We start from the raw sequence: 21,662 nt of genomic DNA on the forward strand, positions 1-21,662 counted from the left end.
TGCTTCTTCATATTTAATCCCACACTTTTACAAAATCCGACAAGTAACCTCACGAGAAAACTGCGAAATCACCGAGCGTTCAGGTAAATCAGCACCAGTAAGCATTAATTTGCCTGCTGCGAAAGCTGTAGCAAGGCGTGCAGTTGCCTCTAAATCAGCATGGTCGACTAAACTTGCGACAATACCCGCCACCATAGCGTCACCTGCACCTACGGTGCTTGCTATATTTTCTATTTTGATTGACGCGTGAATTGCTCCATGGCGCGAAATAAATAACGCACCTTCACTGCCCATGGATATCACAACCAAACTAACACCACTTTGCTGTAATTTAAATCCTTCAGCCAAAATTTCATCCATGCTATTTAACTTATATCCAGCCCATTCACTCAACTCAGCAATATTGGGCTTTACAACCATTGGTAAATATGGAGCTGACAAAACAGCATTGAGAGCCGCGCCTGAACAATCAACAATACTAAAATGATGACGAGCATGCTGTGCCGCGACAAGGTCTGCATAAATATCTTGCGGGCAACTTGGCGGCAAACTACCGGCTAGCACAAGATAACCAGTATTTTCTTCATGAAGTTTTGTATTAAGCTGATTTAACTCGAGCTTACCGGGAGCAAGTCCTGGTAAATTAATATCGGTTGTTTCATTTGGCGTTAAAATTTTGACATTTGTGCGTGTTGCACCTTTAAGCCGAATAAAACGATCGTCAACATGACGTGCTGCGAAAAAATTTTCAAAAATGGTAAGGTTTTCATCGCCTAAAAATCCTGTCGCAGCAACGGGAATGCTATAAGCACCAAGGCATGCAGCAACATTAATGCCTTTGCCACCTGCATCATAACGCACTAAATTTGCACGATGAACATTACCAATTGTCAGATCATCAAGATAGACAGTTTCATCGATTGCTGGATTTAAAGTAAGGGTCATTATGGAACTGGTCATTATTTATTATCCTGCACAGTTTTTTTATCTAATGCGCGCACTTCTTTTGCGGTTTTAAGTTGAAGAGCATTTTGGGCGCGTTGGCGCATTTGTGTTAGGCTCTCTGTTCGAAAGCGTGCTTTAACCGCGGGAATATCACGCGGTGTCATCGAAAGTTCGGTAACGCCAAGTCCTGCGAGCAAAGTTGCCCCATAAGCATCGCCTGCAATACCGCCACATACTCCCACCCAACGATCATATTTTTTCGCGCCCTTAACTGTTAGATCAATCATGCGTAAAACCGATGGATGCAAACTATCTGCCGAGGCTGCAAGATCAGGATTTTGCCGATCCACTGCCAATGTATATTGGGTAAGATCATTTGTTCCAATGGAAAAGAAATCTACATGCTCGGCAAGAACATCTGCCATAATCGCTGCAGCTGGAACTTCAATCATAATACCAAGAGGCACACTAGGTGCGCCAATAGATTGACGAATTTCTTCTGCCCGTTCTTTTAAAGCCAAAACTTCATCAAGCGACATAATCATTGGAAACATTATGGATAAATTGCCACCATCTTTAGCTGCCCGATATAATGCGCGCAGTTGCGGATAAAGAAGATCTGGCCGCCGCAATAATAAACGTGCGCCGCGCACGCCTAAAAACGGATTTTCTTCATGGGGTAAATCAAGATGCGCCACCTGCTTATCGCCGCCAATATCTAGCGCACGGACAATAAGTGGCTTATCGCCTAAAGCATCAAGCATTGCGCGATAGGTTGCATATTGCTCATCCTCATCAGGAGTATCACCGCGCTCTAAAAATAAAAATTCTGTTCGCATAAGTCCAACGCCTTCGGCGCCTTGCGAAAGAGCAAGCGGTACTTGCTCAGGCTGATTAATATTAGCAGCAATATCAATTGTATAATCATCAAGCGTTGTCGCTGGAAGTCCCCGCTCGGCCTTTTGCTTTTCCTGCTCTTTTGCAATTTTTTCAATTTCAGCTTTTGCGGCATTTTGATCAACACTATCAGGATCGAACCAAACACCGCCTCCATTGCCATCAATAATTGCAAATTGCCCATCTCGTGCATCAAGCAGCGACGGACCAGCTGCAACAACAGCAGGCAAGCCAAGCGTACGTGCAAGAATTGCAGTGTGAGACGTTGGACCACCTAAAGCTGTTGCTATTGCAATGACACGGCCGGGGACAAGCCCTGCAGTGTCTGACGGCGACAAATCATCAGCAATGATAATCACGCCACCTTCTGGAAGATCACTTAATGAGCCAGTGGCAAGAGCTGGATCGATTTGCCCAAGCACACGGCGACCAACATCTAACAAATCAGCTGAACGCGCGGCAAGCAATGGATTGCTAGAGGACTTCAGGCGTTCGGCCGTTTCATGGATAGCCTTTGACCAAGACCAAGCAACGCCATGTCCTTCAACCATATGACGGCACGTTGCAGCAATTAGGCTTTCATCATCAAGCAATTCACTTTGTGCTGAAAAAATTGCAGCATCACTGGCACCCAAACGCCTCGTTACATCATCAACCAGCGCTTTCATTTGAGCGCGCGTTGTTTCAATTGCATGTTGAAGGATTGGACCGCCTTGCGCTATACTTACTGGAATATCTGCAACCTCAACATTTTGGCTACTTACTTTATAAACCGCACCTATTGCCAAGCCCGGACTAGCGCTAACACCAATTATTGGAGTTTTTCCTGATGGCGGCACCCAGTTGGTCATTGCCTGTTCAGCTTTTTTAAGTGCTGCTTTTTCTGCGGCTTGCTTTTCTGAGGCAGTTAAACCTTTTACCGCCTTGATAAAGGTTTGCAAATTTTGGCGTGCATTATCTGCTCCATCATCATCGGCTGCTGAAAAAACAACTATATCACCAGCTTTGGCATTGAGTTCAAGTAAGGACACCAAGCTTTTAATATCTGAAATGACATTGCCATTGCGTGCCTGCAATTTTGTTTTAGATGCTCTTGCCGCATCAATCCAAACTGATGCTGGCCGCGCATGAAGACCGTTTGGATAATCAACCGACCATTCTTCACAAATGGCATAATCTTTAACTGGGGCAAGATTTGCAGCAGCTTCATCTTGTGCGCCATCATTACCGTTAAAAACTGCCTCAACAACATCATGCTTATCATTAGTTTTAATAAGCTTTTCTAAAACGATCGGCTTTCGCAACAATCTTGTCAATTGGCGTAATGTATTGAGGTGGCCTTCCCCTTTAGCCGCGATGCCAAAAATAAGATAGGCCACCTCACCATTTCCCCAGTCAACCCCCTTGGGAACTTGTAAAACAGCAACTGCGTCCTCTTTAACCAGATCCTTATCCTCAACCATGCCATGAGGAATTGCAACTCCGGAACCTAGCCAGGTATTAGCAACGTTTTCACGTCCCAACATAGAGTTGACATACCCCTCATCCACTGCGCCAGCATCAATCAATAATTTGCCGACCGCTTCAATTGCCGATTTTTTGTCAATGACATCGCTACCAAGTTGGATGAGTTTTTCTTTTGAGGAAGTGCTGTTTAAAGCCATTGCATAATCCTAAATTAAAACTTAAGGTGCATTGAGTGAAAACGTTTTCTTACCTAATGTCAAGTCGATTATATTTCAGGTAATAAAAAACGAATAAATTGCAAATTAATAAACATATTATTCCAAAATCCTTAGAATAGCCTTATATAGACGATCCTACTCAAGTTCTTTCTGCTTTAACTAGAAATTTGAATATAAAATATGATGGAATATCAGTGGTAAAATCTTGCTCTAAAACAATTAGCATCAAAGATGTAGCTAAAGCTGCTGGCGTTTCAACGGCAACCGTTTCGCGCACCCTTGCCAATGGCAAGGTCAGTGATGATATGCGCGAAAAGGTTGAAACTGCCATTTTGAAAACTGGCTATCGGCCTAATTTGGCGGCACGGCGATTACGCTCGCGGCAAAACAAAACAATAGGATTGATTGTTGCCGATATTCGCAACCCTTTTTTTACCAGTATTGCTCGCTTTATTGAAAAGGCAGTAGAAAAAGAGGGCTTTCGTATTATTTTATGTAATACGGATGAAAATACTGAGCGTGAAAAAGAACATTTATCGCAAATGATTGAAGAACGGGTTGCAGGTGTTATCCTTGCTTCAACACCTGAAGGCCTTAGCAATCTTGATAATTGGCCATCCTCTATTCCCTTAGTCTTGATTGACCGAACCCTCCCACATGCTAAATTTGACCAAGTAAAAATCGACAATGAAAATGCAAGCCATGAAATGATTCGACATATGGTTAAAAATGGCAGAAAAAAAATTCTTTGTCTTTATAGCGAAAATAGCATTACTGGTCTTGCCCGCAAAAACGGCTATGAAATGGCGATTCAAGAGATGGGGTTGGCTGCCAGTAGCCAAGCCATTGCCCATGGATCATCCCTTTCCCAGATTGCAGCTATTTTTAAAAATATCACTGATATTGACGGCGTGTTTATCAGCAATGGTGTTTTAGCCTTGCGTGTTTGCACAGCCTTGTTGCAAGCAAAAATTTCTATCCCACAACAATTATCCGTTGCAACATTTGATGATGAGCCATGGGCAGCTCTCATCGCTGGCGGACTTAGCGTCATCGACCAACCCAAAGAAGCTATTGCTCAACAAGCGGTAAGGCTATTATTTCAGCGCATGGAAAAACCTGAAATAGATCCTGAATTGGTAGTATTAGCTGGTCAGCCAATTTTTAGGAACTCTACTCAAAATTATTAAAGATTGATGAGGTTCCCATATAAGCGCCAAATGGAGATTTATTATGCCTTCACGTCGTAATTTTATTGCGCTTGCACCGGCTATTCTTGGTGCGATGACTATCTTACCCAAAATTTCAAAGGCTCAATCAAGCGCCACACCAAGCGGCGCTCAAGCAATCAATGCATCCGTATTTTATAGCGACCATATTAAATCTGTCACTGCTGTTACGGAGGTATTTGGGCGCAGCCAACGCACAACTGCGGCAATCATTGAATATGACCAAGCAATCCAGCATGAAAATATATCAAATACTCAATGGAGTGTTGCTGGTCGCACCATATTGAAAGCCTATGCAAGCAATAACGCTAAAAAAACGCCAAATGCGAGCAATGGTGTCTTTATTATCCTTGAGCTTGATCCAAATGACGAGGGGGCAGAAACATATTCGCCTAAAATTGAAACGCCTGCAACGGTCATGGTCTCACAAGTTCAACCATTACAAACAGTATCGGGAAACATCTACGCCCCAACGAATAAAGCCATTATCAATACAAGACAAGTAAATCTTATTGTTGATGATTTTTTGCAATTTAGATATGTCGATCCTTTAACTGGTCTACTGCTCAATTATAATTTATATATTCCTAAAAATTACGATAAAGCCAAGTCTTATCCATTAGTCTTATTCATGCATGATGCTGGTGTTACCGGAACCAATCCACTTAGGACCTTACAACAAGGATTGGGAGCCGTTTCCTTTGCAAGTCCGCTAGATCAAGAAGTCAATCCCGCTTTTGTCCTTGCCCCTCAATATCCAACCGCCATTGCAAATGACGCTTCGCAAACTAGCGATTACGCAGATGTTACCATTCGTCTTATCAAAAGCCTATTAGGCGATTATAACATTGATAGCAAACGCCTTTACACAACAGGCCAGTCGGGTGGTTGCATGACGTCCATTGCGTTGAATATTAAATATCCTGATTTCTTTGCAGCCTCATTTTTAGTTGCCGGTCAATGGGATCCTACACAGGTTGCGCCCCTAGCCAAGCATAAAATTTGGATTATCGTCTCACAAGATGATGATAAGGCATATCCTGGCATGAATGCGATAACCGATAAACTGGAACAAAATGGTGCTAAAATAACCCGTGCTATATGGGATGGCAAGTCAAGTCCATCTGAGTTTCAAGCAGCTCAAGACAACATGATCAATGAAGGGCCAGATAGCAATATATATTATGTTGCTTTTCGTACTGGCACGGTCATTCCTGTTGGCGAAAATGGTCGCGGCGGTGGCCATGTCTGGACGTGGCCAATAGCTTATGCAATCCCCAGTGTGCGCCACTGGCTACTAAGTCAACAGAAAACATAATATTATAATGTAAAAGCGGTTTTAATATTTAAAACCGCTTTTTATCGCAAAGACTTATTCAAAACATCGCTTTATAAGCATCTACTGCCCAATAAATGATAAAAGAATAAACTGGTTAAACAACTAGCGCAGCACCAACAGGTGCTATTGCTGCCGCTTCCTCATAGCATGTTTCAAGGCGTTTAAAGGTTAATGGTTTGCAATGAACAATGCCATCAGCAACAAATTGGCTAGGCTTTTGATCATAAATACCACAAACTGGCAACTCATTTTGCAACCGCGCTTTGGTCACGCCTAAAATAGTGCGTTCACCTTTCAAGAATGCTGTGGTCCGTAAATCACGAGCCTCTTCAAAACGCAATTCAAGACTACCATCAATCAAAGTTTCTAAAATGCCGCCCGCACGTTCAAAGCGCTGATATTCTTCCCATGCAGCATCAACAAGCATATCCGCAGATGCGCTATTTTCGCTATTTTCACTTGCATCAAAAGCAGATGTTGCGGCATTTTCTTCGGCCAATATAAGTTGGCTTAACAAGGCTTGCCGGCGTGCAAATGAATCCGCAAGCCCAAGTGGCATTGAAAAAGGTAAGACATTGAGTGACACAACACCCGATGAAATAGCAGCATAGCTTGCAAGATTGCAGCGGGAAACATTTAATAATGGGTCATGGGCGCTCATCATCCGCATGGATGTTTCGACATGAATGATGGCAGGAAATGGATTTTCGACACCAAGACCCTTTTGAATTCTATGCCATAAAAGTCTCAATGCACGCAATTTTGCCTTGCCAAGAACGGGATCTTGATCAAGTGATGTTGCAAAACCAATATGAGGCAGCGCATATAGGATATGATGTCTACCATCTTCAATCATCTTCAAGTGACTAACCGCAACCGACAACATTGCGCCAATTTCCTGCGCCTCAGTTGCTCCTGCATTGTGATAAGGACGACCATCCGCTTCAAGCACGACACCTGGAAGCCCAGATGAGAAAAAAGCCGACATAGACTGGGGTAAAGACGCTTTTAATGCTGCAATAGACATTTTAAGACGACCTGTCGTTGCAAGACTTGCTGTCGGGTCAGTGCCGAAAGTGATTTGTGTGCGATTGAGGTCAATACGACTTTTTTGCAAATAGGTAATAAATGTATCCGTAATCGGACGACCATGAGAATGGTTTTCTAACCGCAGATGCAAACCATCAAGAGCAACGCCGTCAAACAATTTTTCAATTGTATCAGGCTCCGGCGGCAATCCAAATCCATAAGCGTTATGGGCGCCAGCAAAAACAATAGCAACACCATTGGCGCCATTGGCAATATCTTGCTTCAACTGTTTATTTGCACGATTAACGTCAGGATCATCAGCCCGTTGCATTGCCGACCAACCAAATTGACGTCGATTAGACATACCACCAGCGCCTTGTTGACTTTTTACGCTTTCAACAGATAATTTGTTATCCATAACTTGCAGCGTCTCCATTATATTTACACACATTAAAGCATCACGTCTTATAAACATAAAGCATTTTTCCGCACCGACGAAAACACCTAAAAGCTCAAGATCGCATTTTTTTTACCAATATAACCAAATCCGGCAAAAAAATTGATTTTTCTTTCTAAAAACTAACGCATTTTTACAAAGGCCAATCTTTCATAACAGCGCACAATTACTACCTTTGGACCACATATTTTATTTGAATAAAAATTGTGCTTAACCCAACTGTTCTTAAACCATGAAAAGCTAGCACTTTATTTAAAATTAAATCTATTCTAGTTCTATTGCGCTTATGATTGATAGCAAGTTTATAACGCTTTCACGATCTCTTCATAAAAAATTGAACGTTTTACCAGAGCAAAATTCTCGCAATGCCTTGATTTTTTGAACCGCTTACCCAACCAAGGTATCTCACAAAGAACTGAAATTTCAAATAAGCATCTGATTCGCGTCTAAATGCTCGGTTGAAAATTTTGAAAGGAATGAAATGTCTGGTTATTCAAATGCCCAACGCAGCAAAGCGTGGAGCATATATTTGGGGGTGTCTTTAATTCTTGTTGCCTTAAATCTAAGACCGGTTTTTTCAAGCCTTTCGATTTTACTTTCTCCCGACATTTCCAATTCAACCGGCATAAGTGGCTTTCAGGCAGGGTTATTAACAACATTGCCAGTTGTTTGCCTTGGCATTTTTGCCCCACTAGCACCGTGGGGAGCATCTAAAATTGGCGCAGAACGCACCATGTTCTTAGCATTAATCGTACTGGCTATTGGAACTGCTTTACGCGGGTTTGGACCATTATCAACGCTTTATCTAGGTTCCATTTTGGCTGGCGCTGCCATTGCTCTTGGTAATGTATTGATGCCGTCTTTGGTTAAACGAGATTTCCCCCATCATATTCCGTTAATGACGGGACTATTTTCCATGGCGCTTTGCGGCGGCGCTGCCATTGCTGTTGGCTTTACCGTTCCTTTAAAACACATTTTAAATGGTTCATGGCAGCTCACTCTCGCGGCTTGGGCGATCCCAGTATTATTAGCCATTATTTTATGGCTACCACAATTAAAAAGCCATTCAGGACAAGGCGCACAAGGTCGCTACCAAGTTAAAGGTCTATTGAGGCAGCCAATTGCTTGGCAAGTAACTTTATTTATGGGATTACAATCAGCACTTGCCTATTCAGTTTTTGGTTGGCTTGCCCAAATAATAGTGGAACGGGGTATTAAACCTGAACAGGCAGGAATTATCACCTCGGTTTCAATTCTTATTCAAGTGGTTGCAAGTCTTATTATGCCACTTATTGCTGGCCGTAGAAGCAGCCAAAGCGGCATATGCGTCTTTTTAACATCTATTGCGGGCATTGGACTTGTTGGCTTTATTTTGGCACCTATTTCAACAATCTGGATTTGGGTGGTTTTACAAGGTCTTGGACAAGGCGGCCTAATCGCAGTTGCTATGGTGATTATTGCTTTGCGCTCCCACGATGCGCCAGTTGCATCCCACCTTTCTGGCATGGCGCAAGGCATTGGCTATTGCATTGCTGCCATTGGTCCATTTCTTGTCGGCATTATTCATGAAGCAAGTGGTGGTTTTGATGCCACAGCTGGTCTATTTGTTGCCCTTTGCCTTGGTGCGGCATTTACTGGCTATCTTGCAGGTCGCCCCAAAACAATTCCGATAAAAGCAGAACGGATTGATTAAGCCTAATCACCAAACATTGCCCCTTTGCATGCAAAGGGGCAAATAAAAACAAGCAAATATTTTGCTAAGTTTTACTGCAAAAACTTTGCCATTACTTTGTTGGTTTGGACATTGCTGACAGACTATCGCTGTTACCGTTCCCAAGCCAAGCGGTAATTTGCTTTTTATCAAGCTCTCCAATCATATGATCAGCAGCAATCATATGGCTTTCAACCTTCGCACCATTATTTTTCAGCAGAGACGACAATACCGGCGCAAAAGGAGAGTAAAGCCGATCCTTTTGTCCTGATAGGGTCAAGATACTTGTCTTATGAAGATTCGCACGCGGCATTGTATCAAGCACTGGCATAGAACGCATCAACACCGCACGGCGCACAAGATCAGGTTGTTGTAAAAGTACAACGGCGAGCAAATTTGCACCATTGGAATAACCAATAAAGGTGGAGCGACTAATATCCAACTCATTTTCATCAGCAAGTTTGGTTAAAAAGCTTACAAAAGCTTCAGCCTCGCGGCTTACATCTTTTTGATCAAAACGCGTTGCAGTTATTTTGGTGTACCAACGTCTTTGACCCTTTTGCACAACACGACCACGAATACCCACCAAGGTTGCTCGTGGCCAGATCGAACGGGCAAAAGGCATAAGGCTTTTTTCATTACCACCAGAACCATGCATTAATACAACAACATCGCCAGATGCGTTTTGGGGCCGATCAATCTGATAAATAAATTCACTATTGCGGCTTATAGCTTGCACGTCATTATTATGTGCCTTAGCTTTGATAGCATTGGCGTCAACGGCTACTGCGCGACTATCGGTCGCAACAGTATTTTGCCTATCGGTCTTATCTGTTGTTTGCAAATTATCCAAACAAGATGCCGAAGCTTGTGAAAGACAATCATTATCATTAGCCCAAACGGGGCTGCAAACTGCAGATAGAATGAAGAGTGTCAGGTAAAAACGTTTCATCATATCTTTGCTATGCCATATATTGGTTTAGGAAATATGAATTTGAACTGGTAAAATAATTTTTCATATTTAAAATAGCAAGCACCTTGTTCGCTCATATCTTTCCTAAGTGAATTTCTTAAACCAAATTTTTTAAAATATAAACAACGGCACTTACACATGTTTCACGAGAAAATTAGCCGTCTATCAAATCATATAATTACATATTCATATTTCAGATAGATGACTAATAGCGCAATTTACAGACAACAAATAATATACAGATAAAAATTGGCTAAATTAAAACGATCCCATACTCCACCGCCGACTTGTAGAAAAGTGACTAAAAAGTGTTTAATTAGGCTAATAATTTCAAATAATCGTCGACTCAATAAAAAGCGAAAAACCTAGCATGCGAAAATTTTTAAAGATTTTGCTTCATCTCACATGGACCTTAGTTCTACTGCTTGGCTTTTTATGGTGTGGCCTTGGTTTTTTCTATCAACTCAATAGCATTGCTTTTTCAATCATTGGCTTGATTTGGCTAATTCTTGCAGGTTTTGTACTTTATAGCGAATGGCAATGGAAACCACGCGCCGCGCGAATAATAGCAATTATTGCCTTTATCAGCTTTGGAATTTGGTGGTCAACGATTAAGCCATCCTTGAATGGAGATTGGGATCCAGCTTTACAATATGGTGTCACCGCTAATTTAACCAGCAGCACCGTTCATGTTTCTCATATTCGCGATTTTGATTGGCAAACACCTGAGCAAGGCATACCCCGTTGGTTTGATGCAAGTTTTGATCTTACTCATTTAAAAAGCATGAATATATATCTGTCTTACTGGATGGGGCCTTACATTGCCCATACTTTAGTTGGGTTTGAATTTGACAATGGTCAGGAGCTAATTTTTTCTTCGGAAATTCGCCGCAAAAAAGGCCAAGAATTTTCAGCAATTGGTGGTTTTTTCAAGGAATTTGAACTCATCACCATTGCAGCAACCAAAGAAGATATTATTCGTTTACGCACCGATATCCGCAAAGAACAAGTTTATCGCTACCCGCTTAAAACATCTTCTGGTCAAACACAGGCGCTGTTTTTAACCTATATTGAAAAGGCAAATGCTTTATCTAAAACGCCGCGTTTTTATAATACGGCAACGGCCAATTGCACGACGGTCGTCTTTGATATGGCTCGTATATTAGAGCCCTCCATCCCCAAAGATTGGCGAATTTTGTTTTCAGGGCAATTGCCATCCTATCTTTATGATCATGGTTTTATTGATACATCGGTAAGTTTGGAACAAGTGGTAAAAAACGCACATTTGCCCCCAGAAACTCCATAAGCAAAGAAATTCTACTTACTAAAATATAAAAATACCCCCAATAACCGCTTAAGATACCCCTTCATCAACATCTGTTCACAGAATATATATTTATGACATTTTTTGAGAATAATTTTGCCATTATTCTTGTGTTACTTAACTGAACACAGTTCAGGTCTATAGGGGAAATAGATAGTGAAACAAGTAACTAAGATCATATTTAAAATTATCTTATCCTTGCTATTGATCCTTTTCTTTATATGGACAGGGCTTGCCTTTTATTATCAAGCGCCTTTTGGTAAAGCTGTCGGCTATATTTTCCTTGCGCTTTGGCTATTATTTTCCCTTTGGGTTATATGGACGCAATGGAGCAAAAGGCCTTGGCGAGGACGCATTGCGGTTTTACTAAGTTTTATATGCGTATTTGCTTGGTGGCAAACGATTATTCCTTCCAATGACCGCCTTTGGTACCCAACCCTTACCCATGGTGTTACCGCCGATTTTGATGGTCAAACAGCCCATATCCATAATATCCGCAATTTTGATTGGAGCGATCCTACATATACCTATACCTCATGGATTGATGGCGAATATGACATGAATAGCGTTGTTGGAGTTGATCTTTATCTATCCTATTGGATGGGGCCATATCTTGCCCATTCATTGGTTGGCTTTAACTTTGCTGATGGTAGACAAATTATATTTTCGTCAGAATTGCGCATTGAACGAGATGAAGAATATTCCAATATCGCCGGATTTTTTAAAAAATATGAATTGATCATGCTAGCCGGCACTACAGAAGATATCATTTATCAACGTGCAAACAGCCCATATGAAAGTGTTTTTCGCTATCCCCTTAGAGTCAGCAAGGAAGACGCAAAAAATCTTTTATTAATATATCTAACTGCAGCCAATGACCTTGCACATAATGCCCGTTTTTATAATACATTTTCTAGCAATTGCACCACTGTCATATTTGAATTAGCTAAAAAGCGCTTTCCTAACTTACCAAGCGATTACCGTGTGATACTTTCTGGGCTCCTTCCCTATTATCTTTATGAAAATGGTTTCATCGACACCACATTACCGCTCCATGACACTATGACTAAGGCTTATATAAGCATTGCCCAACCAGTGCCACCCGATCTTGTTGCTGCCAAACAATGATCGCTTAGGCTAAGCAGTGGCTGAAAATGCCATCTTTCTTTTAAGTAAAAAAAATAATATTCTATTGTTGGTAACCAAGCGATAAGCCTTTTAAAGCCACTTGTTGATTGACTTTCCCCCCTCTAATCCGTATAAGCGCGACAACTGTCTGGTTAAAAGCCGGGCAGTTTAACAATTGTTCCAAGTCAAACTGCACCTTATAAAAAAGCAGTTTTAGAACCAAGAAGGGCCGCACACCGCGGTATTAAAATAAATGAAACGTACATACCAACCATCTAAACTTGTTCGCAAGCGCCGCCACGGTTTCCGTGCGCGTATGGCTACTGCTGGTGGCCGCAAGGTTATTGCTGCTCGCCGTGCACGCGGTCGTAAGCGTCTTTCAGCTTAATATTGGGTGTGATAGCCGGTCGTGCTTTCCCCTGATAAGAAAAAGCCACTCCGCCTTCGTAAGAGGGCAGAATTTTTGGCTTTAAGAAATGGTGAAAAGCGGCGTGGTCCGCTTTTTCTACTGGAAATGAAAGAACAAAATGCGGACGCCCAAGATAAGAATCACGGCGCAGCTCGCATTGGTTTTACGGTTAGCAAAAAAAACGGCAATGCCGTAAAGCGAAACCGCATTAAAAGACGCCTAAGGGAAGCTGTACGCATCAGCATCGAGCAGGACTTGGCGCAAGCAACCGATTACGTTTTTGTTGCCCGACCTGATATTTTACACGTCCCCTTTGAACAATTAGTCAATGAGCTTAAGCGTCGTATTAGGCGTAAGGCACAAAACATAAAGCCGCAACTGGATTCAGCTGATGGAATATAATCGCAATTTTTTTATCGCTATCGCCCTATCAATGGCTATCATGATAGGTTGGAGCTATTTTTTTGTTAACCCACAAAATGAAGTGGAGCAAAATGTCGCCAACCAAGCCCAAAAGATTGAACAGGAAATAGCGCAAAATCCAGTAGGAACGCTTCCTACTGACAATAATGCTGATAGCACGACCACAACAGCTCCAGCCGGCACCAACCAGGCGCCTGGTAGTGTTGAAATGACCCCGCAAGCACGCGAAGCCGTTATTGCTAGCCAAAAGCGCGTAGCAATTGACACGCCTAATCTTAAAGGTTCGATCAATCTTTATGGCGCTAAGCTTGATGATCTTTTATTAAAAAAATATCAAATGACGGTTGATAAAGATTCGCCGCTAATTGCTTTGCTCAATCCAAGCAATTTTAAGCAAGGCTATATGGCTGAATTTGGCTTCGTCACCCCGGACTCTTCAAATAAGATCGTCACAAACACCAGCCTATGGAAGGTTGAGGGGGAAAACCAAACTTTGACCCCACAAACACCTGTTACCTTGAGCTATGACAATGGTGAAGGACTTATATTCTATCGCACGATTTCAGTTGACGATGAATTCATGTTTACATTTGAAGACAAAGTTACAAATAATAGCGATAAAGCCGTTACTCTTGGCTCTTATGGTCGCGTTGTACGCGTATCGCCGCCAAGTGAATCCAACGCAAATTATCTCCTCCACGAAGGGTTAATCGGCGTATTGGGCCAGCTCAATAGCCAACACCAAACTTATGCTGATTTGGCCAAAGCGCAAGGCGATGATCGCATTGTTAAATTTGGCGCACAGACTGGTGGTTGGATTGGTATTACTGACAAATATTGGGCAGTCACCGTTATTCCTGACCAAACCACACCTTTTACCGCCAGTTTTTCTTATCGCGATGACAATAGTACCCGCTATCAATCGGACTTTAATCGAAGCGGCGTAAGCATTGCGCCTGGTACAACGCAATCCTTTAAAAACCATGCCTTTGCAGGTGCAAAGCAAGTTGCAATTCTTGATCGCTATGAATCACAATTGCATATTGACCGCTTTGGTTTGCTGATTGACTGGGGTATGCTTGGTCTTATCGTTAAGCCAATGTTTACACTTATTGACTGGCTTTATAAAATGGTTGGTAATTTTGGTATTGCTATTTTGCTTGCCACCGTTATCTTGAAAACCATTCTCTTTCCGCTTGCGAATAAATCCTATAAATCTATGGCGCGCATGAAGGCTGTACAACCTGCAATGGTTGAAATCCGCGAAAAATATGCTGAAGATAAAACCAAACAACAGCAAGCGATTATGGAGCTTTACCGCAAGGAAAAGATTAATCCGCTTGCAGGTTGTTGGCCAATTCTTATCCAAATTCCTATTTTCTTCGCACTTTATAAGGTTCTTTATATCACCATTGAAATGCGTCACGCGCCATTCTTCGGTTGGATTCAAGATTTGGCCGCAAGAGACCCAACATCGCTCTTCAATTTATTTGGACTATTGCCTTATCATGTGCCTGATTTCATGCTTATTGGTGTTTGGCCAATTATTATGGGTATTACCATGTTCATTCAAATGCGCATGAACCCGACCCCGCCAGATCCAACACAAGCGATGATCTTCACTTGGATGCCTTTAGTATTTACCTATATGTTGGCAGCATTCCCAGCCGGTTTGGTTATTTACTGGGCATGGAACAACACGCTTTCAGTTATCCAACAGGGTATCATTATGAAGCGTCAAGGCGTGAAAATTGAGCTCTTTGATAATTTGAAAAGTGTGTTTAAAAAGAAGCCGGCAACGGCGTCTGTGACCAACCAAAATAAAAGTGGCAATCAAAACAAAAGTGCCAGTCAAAATAATAAAACCAACAAGACAAAGAAGTAGGGACAATACCTGTGAACGATAAACCAAATAGAGCCCCACTTTTTGCTGGTAACTGGGTTTTCATTCGAAGCGTGCCTTCAATGAAATTCCTCCCACCTGAAGGACCACCAGAGGTTGCCTTTGCTGGTCGCTCCAATGTTGGTAAGTCATCACTCATCAATGCCCTTGTTGGCCGCAAAGGCTTGGCGCGTACATCTAACACGCCAGGCCGCACACAAGAACTAAATTATTTCGTTCCAGACGGCTATAGCGGTGTGGACGGTGATTTGCCGCCCATGGCTTTGGTCGATATGCCGGGCTACGGCTTTGCAGAAGCACCAAAAGCGCAAGTCGAACAATGGACACGCTTGGTGTTTGATTATTTACGTGGCCGCACAACCTTAAAGCGTGTCTATGTGTTGATCGATTCACGCCATGGCATCAAAAAGAATGATGCAGACGTTTTAGACTTGTTAGACAAAGCTGCGGTTTCTTACCAAATCGTTCTCACCAAAACTGATAAAATTAAAAAGTCAGACTTTGACAAACTCTTTACAGCGACGCAAGCCGCCATCGCCAAGCGCCCTGCCGCCTTCCCTATCCTACTTGCTACATCTTCAGAAAAAGGTGAAGGCATTGACGATGTACAGGCTGCCATTATCGAAGCCATTTCATAAGGTTTTTATCAATGATGAGCAATCAAGGTCCGATAATCATCATAACCTACTGCTCGCAATGTAATTGGATGTTGCGAGCATCTTGGCTGGCTCAAGAAATTTTACAAACCTTCGGTACCGATATTGGCGAAATTATTCTGCGACCACGCACCGGCGGTATTTTTACCATTCACGTCGATGATAATCTTATTTGGGATCGCAAGCGTGATAATGGCTTTCCAGAAGCTAAAATATTAAAGCAATTACTACGGGATGTTGTTTGGCCAGACCGCAAGCTTGGTCATATTGATGGACATACCGCAACAAAAGGCGATTAAAAATCTATCGACTTTACTGGTGATTTTATGTGGATCATAGCTTAAATGACATAGCCAAAAAAGCATTTACGTTAAAGCTTTCAACACCTTGTTACTATTTTCTTTAGGCTTATAATATAGAACAACAAGCCTTTGCCCCCTAAAGTTGATTACACAATAAATTTTAGCAAAAACGCTTGACCCCGGGGCAAAGCCACACAAATATTCACTCTTTTGAAGATTCAATTTATATTTATTTGATAATGCTTTGTTTCTTTTATATGGCAATGTGATCCTACCCCAATACCTTAATATTTTTCAATCACGCATTCAGCATTTTAAATTGGCTTTATTTGCGAAAATCGCCACACCGTTCGCTCGCCTTAACTTCACTTCACTCAATATAACACCTATAAAACACAAAAAACCTATGAACCAATTAGGTTCATAGGTTTTTCTCAATTGTTAAAGTTTGCAATACAATAAATATTTAAAGAACTACTAGAATAAATTTTTACTGGAGTTCATCAATATTATTTACTAAGCTAAAACTACTGGCGTTGAATAGGACGCACACGCACAATCAAATCAACATTAACGACTTCCATACCCTCAGGTGGAATTGGCAAATTGGTAATAACGGGTTGCCCTTGTGGTCCTTCAGGAATATCAATAACCCTTGCTTCATTTTCAAGATAAAAATGATGGTGGTCCGAAATATTTGTATCAAACCAAGTCTTTGAGCCTTCAACAGCAATAATTCGTAAAAGACCAGCTTCGGTAAATTGATGCAAAGTATTATAAACGGTGGCAAGTGAAATTGGCACGGCAGCAGTTACTGCTTCTTCATGCAATTCCTCAGCGGCAATATGACGATGACCTTTAGCAAAAATCATTTTTGCAAGTGCTAGGCGCTGTTTGGTTGGCCGTAAGCCACTTGCCCGCAATCTGTCTTCAAGTCCATAAATAGGTTCAATATACATCGGCTTATCTCAAAATCCCAAGTTTAACCCAAATTCATAACTTTTGCAAAACTTATCAAATATTTATAGAAACTACGTAGTTTCAAAGAAATTTATAAGCCTGCCCTAAAATTCAGATTAGACGCTTCCATCAGGTTTCCCTGTCCGTAATATCAACAATAAGCCTAAAAACATGCGCAATCAACCGCTTTTGTAAACTTTGCCAATAAAACTTGTCAAAAAAGGTATAGTTTTAATTCAGCTTGTGGATAAACTCTTCCTCAAAATAGATATAGCCAGCAAAAAAGCTAATAAACCATTGTGACTTGTCAAAAATACGCCCTTTTTAGCGCTATTTTGATTTTACTTGCAGTGGTTGTCTGTGTTAGGAGAGTGCAAATGTTAAAAAGGCAGCAACCTAAATATCATATATATCTGCCTTGATAAATGGAGATAACATGGCTGAGCAAAAGTCTAGCTATACATTTGAAGAATTGCTTTCCTGCGCCCGTGGGGAAATGTTTGGAGAAGGAAACGCACAGCTTCCTGCCCCGCCAATGTTGATGTTTGACAGAATCACCGCGATCTCAGATCAAGGCGGCGATTTCGGAAAAGGCATGATTCGCGCTGAATTAGACATTAAGCCAGATTTATGGTTTTTCCCTTGCCATTTCATTGGCGATCCAGTTATGCCAGGCTGTCTTGGTCTTGATGCGTTGTGGCAACTTACAGGATTTTTCCTCGGTTGGCTTGGCGAACCTGGCAAGGGCCGCGCCATTTCAACTGGAGAGGTCAAGTTTACTGGCATGGTAACACCGCAAACCAAGCTCGTTGAATATGGCATAGATTTCAAGCGCGTATTACGCGGTCGTCTAGTACTTGGCATTGCTGATGGCTGGGTCAAGGCTGATGGTGAAATTATCTACCGTGCCAGCGATTTGCGTGTTGGGCTATTTAAATCAAAAGAATAGCATTATCAACAATCAGCTATGGTTAGTTGCACTTTAGATTATGCCATTATCAATCACGGCTTTATGGTCGTGGTTGATCGGATTATTGTAATTTAGCCAAAATTTGATTTATTTACAAATATGTCTTAATTTTCATGTTGGCATGAATGCAGATTAAAATTTGCATAAATTGCAAAGACTTTGTCTGCTTTTGATGTATAAACACCAGCATGTCTTTAATAGGACATATTGCACCCTATTTAATTGGTGCAAACAGAATTACAGGGATAACTACGTAAGTATTATCCCGTTCTACCCAAGGAGAAATTGATGCGTCGAGTTGTTGTAACCGGCATGGGGATTGTTTCGTCAATCGGAAATAACCCTGACGAAGTGCTTGCTTCCTTAAAAGAAGCAAAATCGGGCATCTCATTTTCGCAAGAATATGCGGATCTAGGATTTAGGGCGCAAGCCTTTGGTATGCCCACTGTTGATATTGAAGCATTGGTTGATAGGCGCGCCATGCGCTTTCATGGCCGCGGCACCGCATGGAACCACATCGCTATGGATCAAGCCATTGCTGATGCGGGCTTAAGCCCTCTTGAAGTATCAAACGAACGCACCGGCATTATTATGGGCTCTGGTGGTCCTTCCACTCGTGCAATTGTGGATTCAGCTGATATTGCCCGCGAAAAAGGCCCTAAACGCGTAGGCCCCTTTGCCGTTCCAAAAGCCATGAGCTCAACCGCTTCAGCAACACTCGCCACATTTTTCAAAATTAAAGGCGTTAATTATAGTATTTCATCTGCTTGTGCGACATCAAACCATTGTATCGGCAATGCTTTTGAAACCATTCAATACGGCAAGCAAGACCGCGTTTTTGCCGGTGGTTGTGAAGATCTGGATTGGACGCTGTCGGTATTATTTGACGCCATGGGTGCCATGTCCTCAAAATATAATGATACACCATCACGTGCTTCGCGCTCTTATGATGCTAATCGTGACGGTTTTGTCATTGCTGGTGGTGCTGGCGTCTTGGTTCTTGAAGAGCTTGAAATCGCTAAGGCGCGCGGCGCGAAAATCTATGGCGAAATCATCGGCTATGGCGCAACCTCTGATGGTCATGACATGGTGGCTCCATCAGGTGAAGGCGCTGAGCGTTGCATGCGTATGGCTCTTGCCAATGTCAATAATCCAATTGACTACATAAACCCACATGCAACGTCAACACCGGTTGGTGATCCACCAGAAATAGAAGCTATTCGCCGCGTTTTTGGCGGTGCTGATAAGAGCCCACCAATTTCAGCAACCAAATCCTTAACCGGTCACTCACTTGGAGCAGCTGGTGTACAAGAAGCTATTTACACATTGCTGATGATGCAAAATAACTTTATCTGCGAAAGCGCCCATATTGATGAGCTTGACCCACAATTTGCAGATATGCCAATTGTGCGCCAACGTCGCGATAATGTTGAACTTAATACAGTGCTATCCAACACCTTTGGCTTTGGCGGCACCAATGCATCGCTGGTTTTTCAAAAATACCGCTAAGTGCTATTAGCCCATAATAAAGAATTTAAATTGAACAAAACGGTAAATACTAACGAGATCACTATTCAGGTACATGCGACCGGGATAAGATCCATGGTCGATGGAGAATAAAATGCAGGGATTGATGAAGGGTAAGCGCGGCCTGATTATGGGTGTTGCTAATGACCATTCCATCGCCTGGGGGATTGCTTGCGCACTTGCTGATGCGGGTGCTGAATTGGCCTTTACCTATCAAGGTGATGCTTTTGGTAAACGAGTAAAACCGCTTGCTGAAAAGCTAGAATCAAAATTTTTACTGCCCTGTGATGTGGAAGATATTGCATCGGTTGATGCAGTATTTGAAACTTTAGAAAAGGAATGGGGAACCATTGACTTTATCGTTCATGCCATTGGCTTTTCCGATAAATCACAGCTAAAGGGGCGCTATGTCGATGTGACAACGCGTGAAAACTTTAGCCGTACTATGGTTATTTCGGCATTTTCCTTTACAGAAGTTGTACAGCGCGCGCAAAAATTAATGCCTAATGGTGGCTCTATCATAACGCTGACCTATGGAGCGTCACAACGCGTCGTGCCAAATTATAATGTGATGGGTGTTGCTAAAGCAGCGCTTGAAACAATGGTACGCTATTGTGCGGCTGATTGCGGCCCTCAAAATATTCGCGTTAATGCAATTTCAGCCGGTCCCGTACGCACATTGGCAGGTAATGGAATTGGCGCAGCACGCGCCATCTTCTCCTATCAACGCCGCAATGCGCCACTGCGCAGAACCGTATCAATTGATGAAATTGGTCAATCTGCCCTTTATTTATTATCAGATATGTCAAGCGGTGTAACCGGTGAAATCCATTATGTTGACTCTGGTTATAATATTTTATCTACACCATCCTTGGAAGAATTGACCCAAAGTGAAGAAGCTTTGGGCGAATAGTAACACATAAATTCACATGAATTTTTATGAAAAGGAAAGGCCATAAAACCTTTCCTTTTTTTATGCCTAAATGGCTAATACAGGATGCTAATCAATATTATAATTTAAAAAACAACCTACTGCGACTTTTCGCGCGATAAATTATAATAATTCAAACTTGGCGCAGAGAAACGAGCGTGCTAAGGAAAAATAGTATAAAATAGGTCGGTTATTTTGGGTTTTCGACATGGAAATTTACTCATATTAAAAGACCTTAAATATAATTGAAATTATGTCGATCATGACTTTAACAAAGACAATGATAATTGGATTAGCATTCGCTATAGACCCTATATGAGCAAGCAGACAAGACGCGATTTTTTGTTTTTAGCAACGGGTGTTGCAGGTAGTATCGGTGTTGCCGCCGTTGGTTGGCCATTTATTGACCAGATGCGACCTGATGAAGCAACGCTTGCAGCTGGCTCGATAGAAGTAGATATATCTGGCATTGAAGAAGGCATGTCCATTATTGTCAAATGGCGTGGTCAGCCAGTGGTTATCCGCAATCGCACTCCAAAAGAAATTAAGGAATCGCAAGAAACGCCGCTTGATGCCTTAAAGGATCAAAATGCCCGCAATAATAATATGGAAGCAAGTGCAACAGCGACAGATATAAACCGTAGTGCTGGCGAAGGGCGACAAAACTGGATAATCATGGTTGATTTATGCACCCATCTTGGCTGTGTGCCGCTTGGTCAATCTGGGCGTTATGGCGGATGGTTCTGCCCTTGCCATGGCTCAAGCTACGACACAGCAGGACGAGTGCGCAATGGTCCAGCCAATAAAAATCTTGCTATCCCGACTTATGAGTTTATTTCTGATACCATTGTGCGGATTGGTTAG

Annotated in this window: 19 protein-coding genes; 14 read left to right on the forward strand and 5 right to left on the reverse strand. The window is 42.1% G+C overall.

Translation table 11 applies throughout. The annotated features are described in order from the left end of the window. Positions 1-27 precede the first annotated feature (27 nt). Together N6A79_RS10020 and ptsP are read right to left on the reverse strand one after the other, a co-directional pair. Positions 28-960: a 1-phosphofructokinase family hexose kinase gene (locus N6A79_RS10020; RefSeq protein ID WP_268545831.1), complete on the reverse strand. Its 933-nt coding sequence runs from the start codon at positions 958-960 to the stop codon at positions 28-30. Beyond that, positions 960-3,506: a phosphoenolpyruvate--protein phosphotransferase gene (gene ptsP, locus N6A79_RS10025; RefSeq protein ID WP_268545832.1), complete on the reverse strand. Its 2,547-nt coding sequence runs from the start codon at positions 3,504-3,506 to the stop codon at positions 960-962. The genes N6A79_RS10020 and ptsP overlap by 1 nt, the downstream gene beginning before the upstream one ends. A gap of 215 nt (positions 3,507-3,721) precedes the next feature. On the opposite strand from ptsP, the gene N6A79_RS10030 reads away from it, so the two are divergent. Both N6A79_RS10030 and N6A79_RS10035 read left to right on the forward strand, forming a co-directional pair. Further along, complete coding sequence (locus tag N6A79_RS10030; RefSeq protein WP_268545833.1) at positions 3,722-4,717, forward strand: LacI family DNA-binding transcriptional regulator; 996 nt, start codon at positions 3,722-3,724, stop codon at positions 4,715-4,717. A 43-nt stretch (positions 4,718-4,760) separates the two neighbouring features. Then, positions 4,761-6,074 (forward strand): hypothetical protein, encoded by a 1,314-nt coding sequence (locus tag N6A79_RS10035; RefSeq protein WP_268545834.1) that lies wholly within the window; start codon positions 4,761-4,763, stop codon positions 6,072-6,074. A 115-nt stretch (positions 6,075-6,189) separates the two neighbouring features. On the opposite strand, the gene N6A79_RS10040 is transcribed toward N6A79_RS10035, so the two are convergent. After that, positions 6,190-7,542 (reverse strand): methylmalonyl-CoA mutase family protein, encoded by a 1,353-nt coding sequence (locus tag N6A79_RS10040; protein ID WP_268545835.1) that lies wholly within the window; start codon positions 7,540-7,542, stop codon positions 6,190-6,192. Positions 7,543-8,062: 520 nt separating this feature from the next. Here N6A79_RS10040 and N6A79_RS10045 point away from each other — a divergent pair. Then, the gene (locus N6A79_RS10045; protein WP_268545836.1) at positions 8,063-9,274 is read left to right on the forward strand and encodes a CynX/NimT family MFS transporter; all 1,212 of its coding nucleotides are present in this window, start codon (positions 8,063-8,065) and stop codon (positions 9,272-9,274) included. 91 nt (positions 9,275-9,365) lie between these two features. On the opposite strand, the gene N6A79_RS10050 is transcribed toward N6A79_RS10045, so the two are convergent. Further along, complete coding sequence (locus tag N6A79_RS10050) at positions 9,366-10,247, reverse strand: alpha/beta hydrolase (protein WP_268545837.1); 882 nt, start codon at positions 10,245-10,247, stop codon at positions 9,366-9,368. Between the two features lie 388 nt (positions 10,248-10,635). Here N6A79_RS10050 and N6A79_RS10055 point away from each other — a divergent pair, with 388 nt between their 5' ends. The 7 genes from N6A79_RS10055 to N6A79_RS10085 all read left to right on the forward strand — a co-directional run bounded on the left by N6A79_RS10055 (position 10,636) and on the right by N6A79_RS10085 (position 16,407). Next, a complete protein-coding gene (locus N6A79_RS10055; protein WP_268545838.1) occupies positions 10,636-11,571 on the forward strand; it encodes an Lnb N-terminal periplasmic domain-containing protein in 936 nt (311 codons plus the stop codon). Between the two features lie 174 nt (positions 11,572-11,745). Continuing rightward, complete coding sequence (locus N6A79_RS10060; protein ID WP_268545839.1) at positions 11,746-12,717, forward strand: Lnb N-terminal periplasmic domain-containing protein; 972 nt, start codon at positions 11,746-11,748, stop codon at positions 12,715-12,717. A 253-nt stretch (positions 12,718-12,970) separates the two neighbouring features. Further along, entirely contained in the window at positions 12,971-13,105 is a 135-nt protein-coding gene (gene rpmH / locus N6A79_RS10065) for a 50S ribosomal protein L34 (protein WP_005864709.1), read from the forward strand. Between the two features lie 21 nt (positions 13,106-13,126). Then, positions 13,127-13,528 (forward strand): ribonuclease P protein component, encoded by a 402-nt coding sequence (gene rnpA / locus N6A79_RS10070; RefSeq protein WP_182417505.1) that lies wholly within the window; start codon positions 13,127-13,129, stop codon positions 13,526-13,528. After that, positions 13,518-15,434: a membrane protein insertase YidC gene (gene yidC, locus N6A79_RS10075; RefSeq protein WP_268545840.1), complete on the forward strand. Its 1,917-nt coding sequence runs from the start codon at positions 13,518-13,520 to the stop codon at positions 15,432-15,434. Before rnpA ends, yidC begins: the two co-directional genes overlap by 11 nt. 5 nt (positions 15,435-15,439) lie before the next feature. Beyond that, on the forward strand, positions 15,440-16,090 hold the full coding sequence (gene yihA, locus N6A79_RS10080) for a ribosome biogenesis GTP-binding protein YihA/YsxC (RefSeq protein ID WP_182419731.1): 651 nt from the start codon (positions 15,440-15,442) through the stop codon (positions 16,088-16,090). An 11-nt stretch (positions 16,091-16,101) separates the two neighbouring features. Next, positions 16,102-16,407: a SelT/SelW/SelH family protein gene (locus N6A79_RS10085; protein ID WP_268545841.1), complete on the forward strand. Its 306-nt coding sequence runs from the start codon at positions 16,102-16,104 to the stop codon at positions 16,405-16,407. Positions 16,408-16,937: 530 nt separating this feature from the next. Here N6A79_RS10085 and irrA read toward each other — a convergent pair. Beyond that, on the reverse strand, positions 16,938-17,369 hold the full coding sequence (irrA, locus tag N6A79_RS10090; RefSeq protein ID WP_182417508.1) for an iron response transcriptional regulator IrrA: 432 nt from the start codon (positions 17,367-17,369) through the stop codon (positions 16,938-16,940). A 437-nt stretch (positions 17,370-17,806) separates the two neighbouring features. Between irrA and fabA the strand changes: the two genes are divergently transcribed. From fabA to petA, 4 genes are all read left to right on the forward strand, one after another. Next, complete coding sequence (fabA, locus tag N6A79_RS10095) at positions 17,807-18,319, forward strand: 3-hydroxyacyl-[acyl-carrier-protein] dehydratase FabA (protein WP_182417509.1); 513 nt, start codon at positions 17,807-17,809, stop codon at positions 18,317-18,319. A 309-nt stretch (positions 18,320-18,628) separates the two neighbouring features. Then, the gene (fabB, locus tag N6A79_RS10100) at positions 18,629-19,849 is read left to right on the forward strand and encodes a beta-ketoacyl-ACP synthase I (protein WP_262078432.1); all 1,221 of its coding nucleotides are present in this window, start codon (positions 18,629-18,631) and stop codon (positions 19,847-19,849) included. A 112-nt stretch (positions 19,850-19,961) separates the two neighbouring features. Continuing rightward, positions 19,962-20,780, forward strand: coding sequence for an enoyl-ACP reductase FabI (gene fabI / locus N6A79_RS10105; RefSeq protein WP_268545842.1), 819 nt, complete (start codon positions 19,962-19,964; stop codon positions 20,778-20,780). Positions 20,781-21,113: 333 nt separating this feature from the next. Next, complete coding sequence (petA, locus tag N6A79_RS10110; protein WP_268545843.1) at positions 21,114-21,662, forward strand: ubiquinol-cytochrome c reductase iron-sulfur subunit; 549 nt, start codon at positions 21,114-21,116, stop codon at positions 21,660-21,662.

It is taken from the genome of Bartonella sp. HY761 (assembly GCF_026743145.1).
Lineage (GTDB): Bacteria > Pseudomonadota > Alphaproteobacteria > Rhizobiales > Rhizobiaceae > HY038.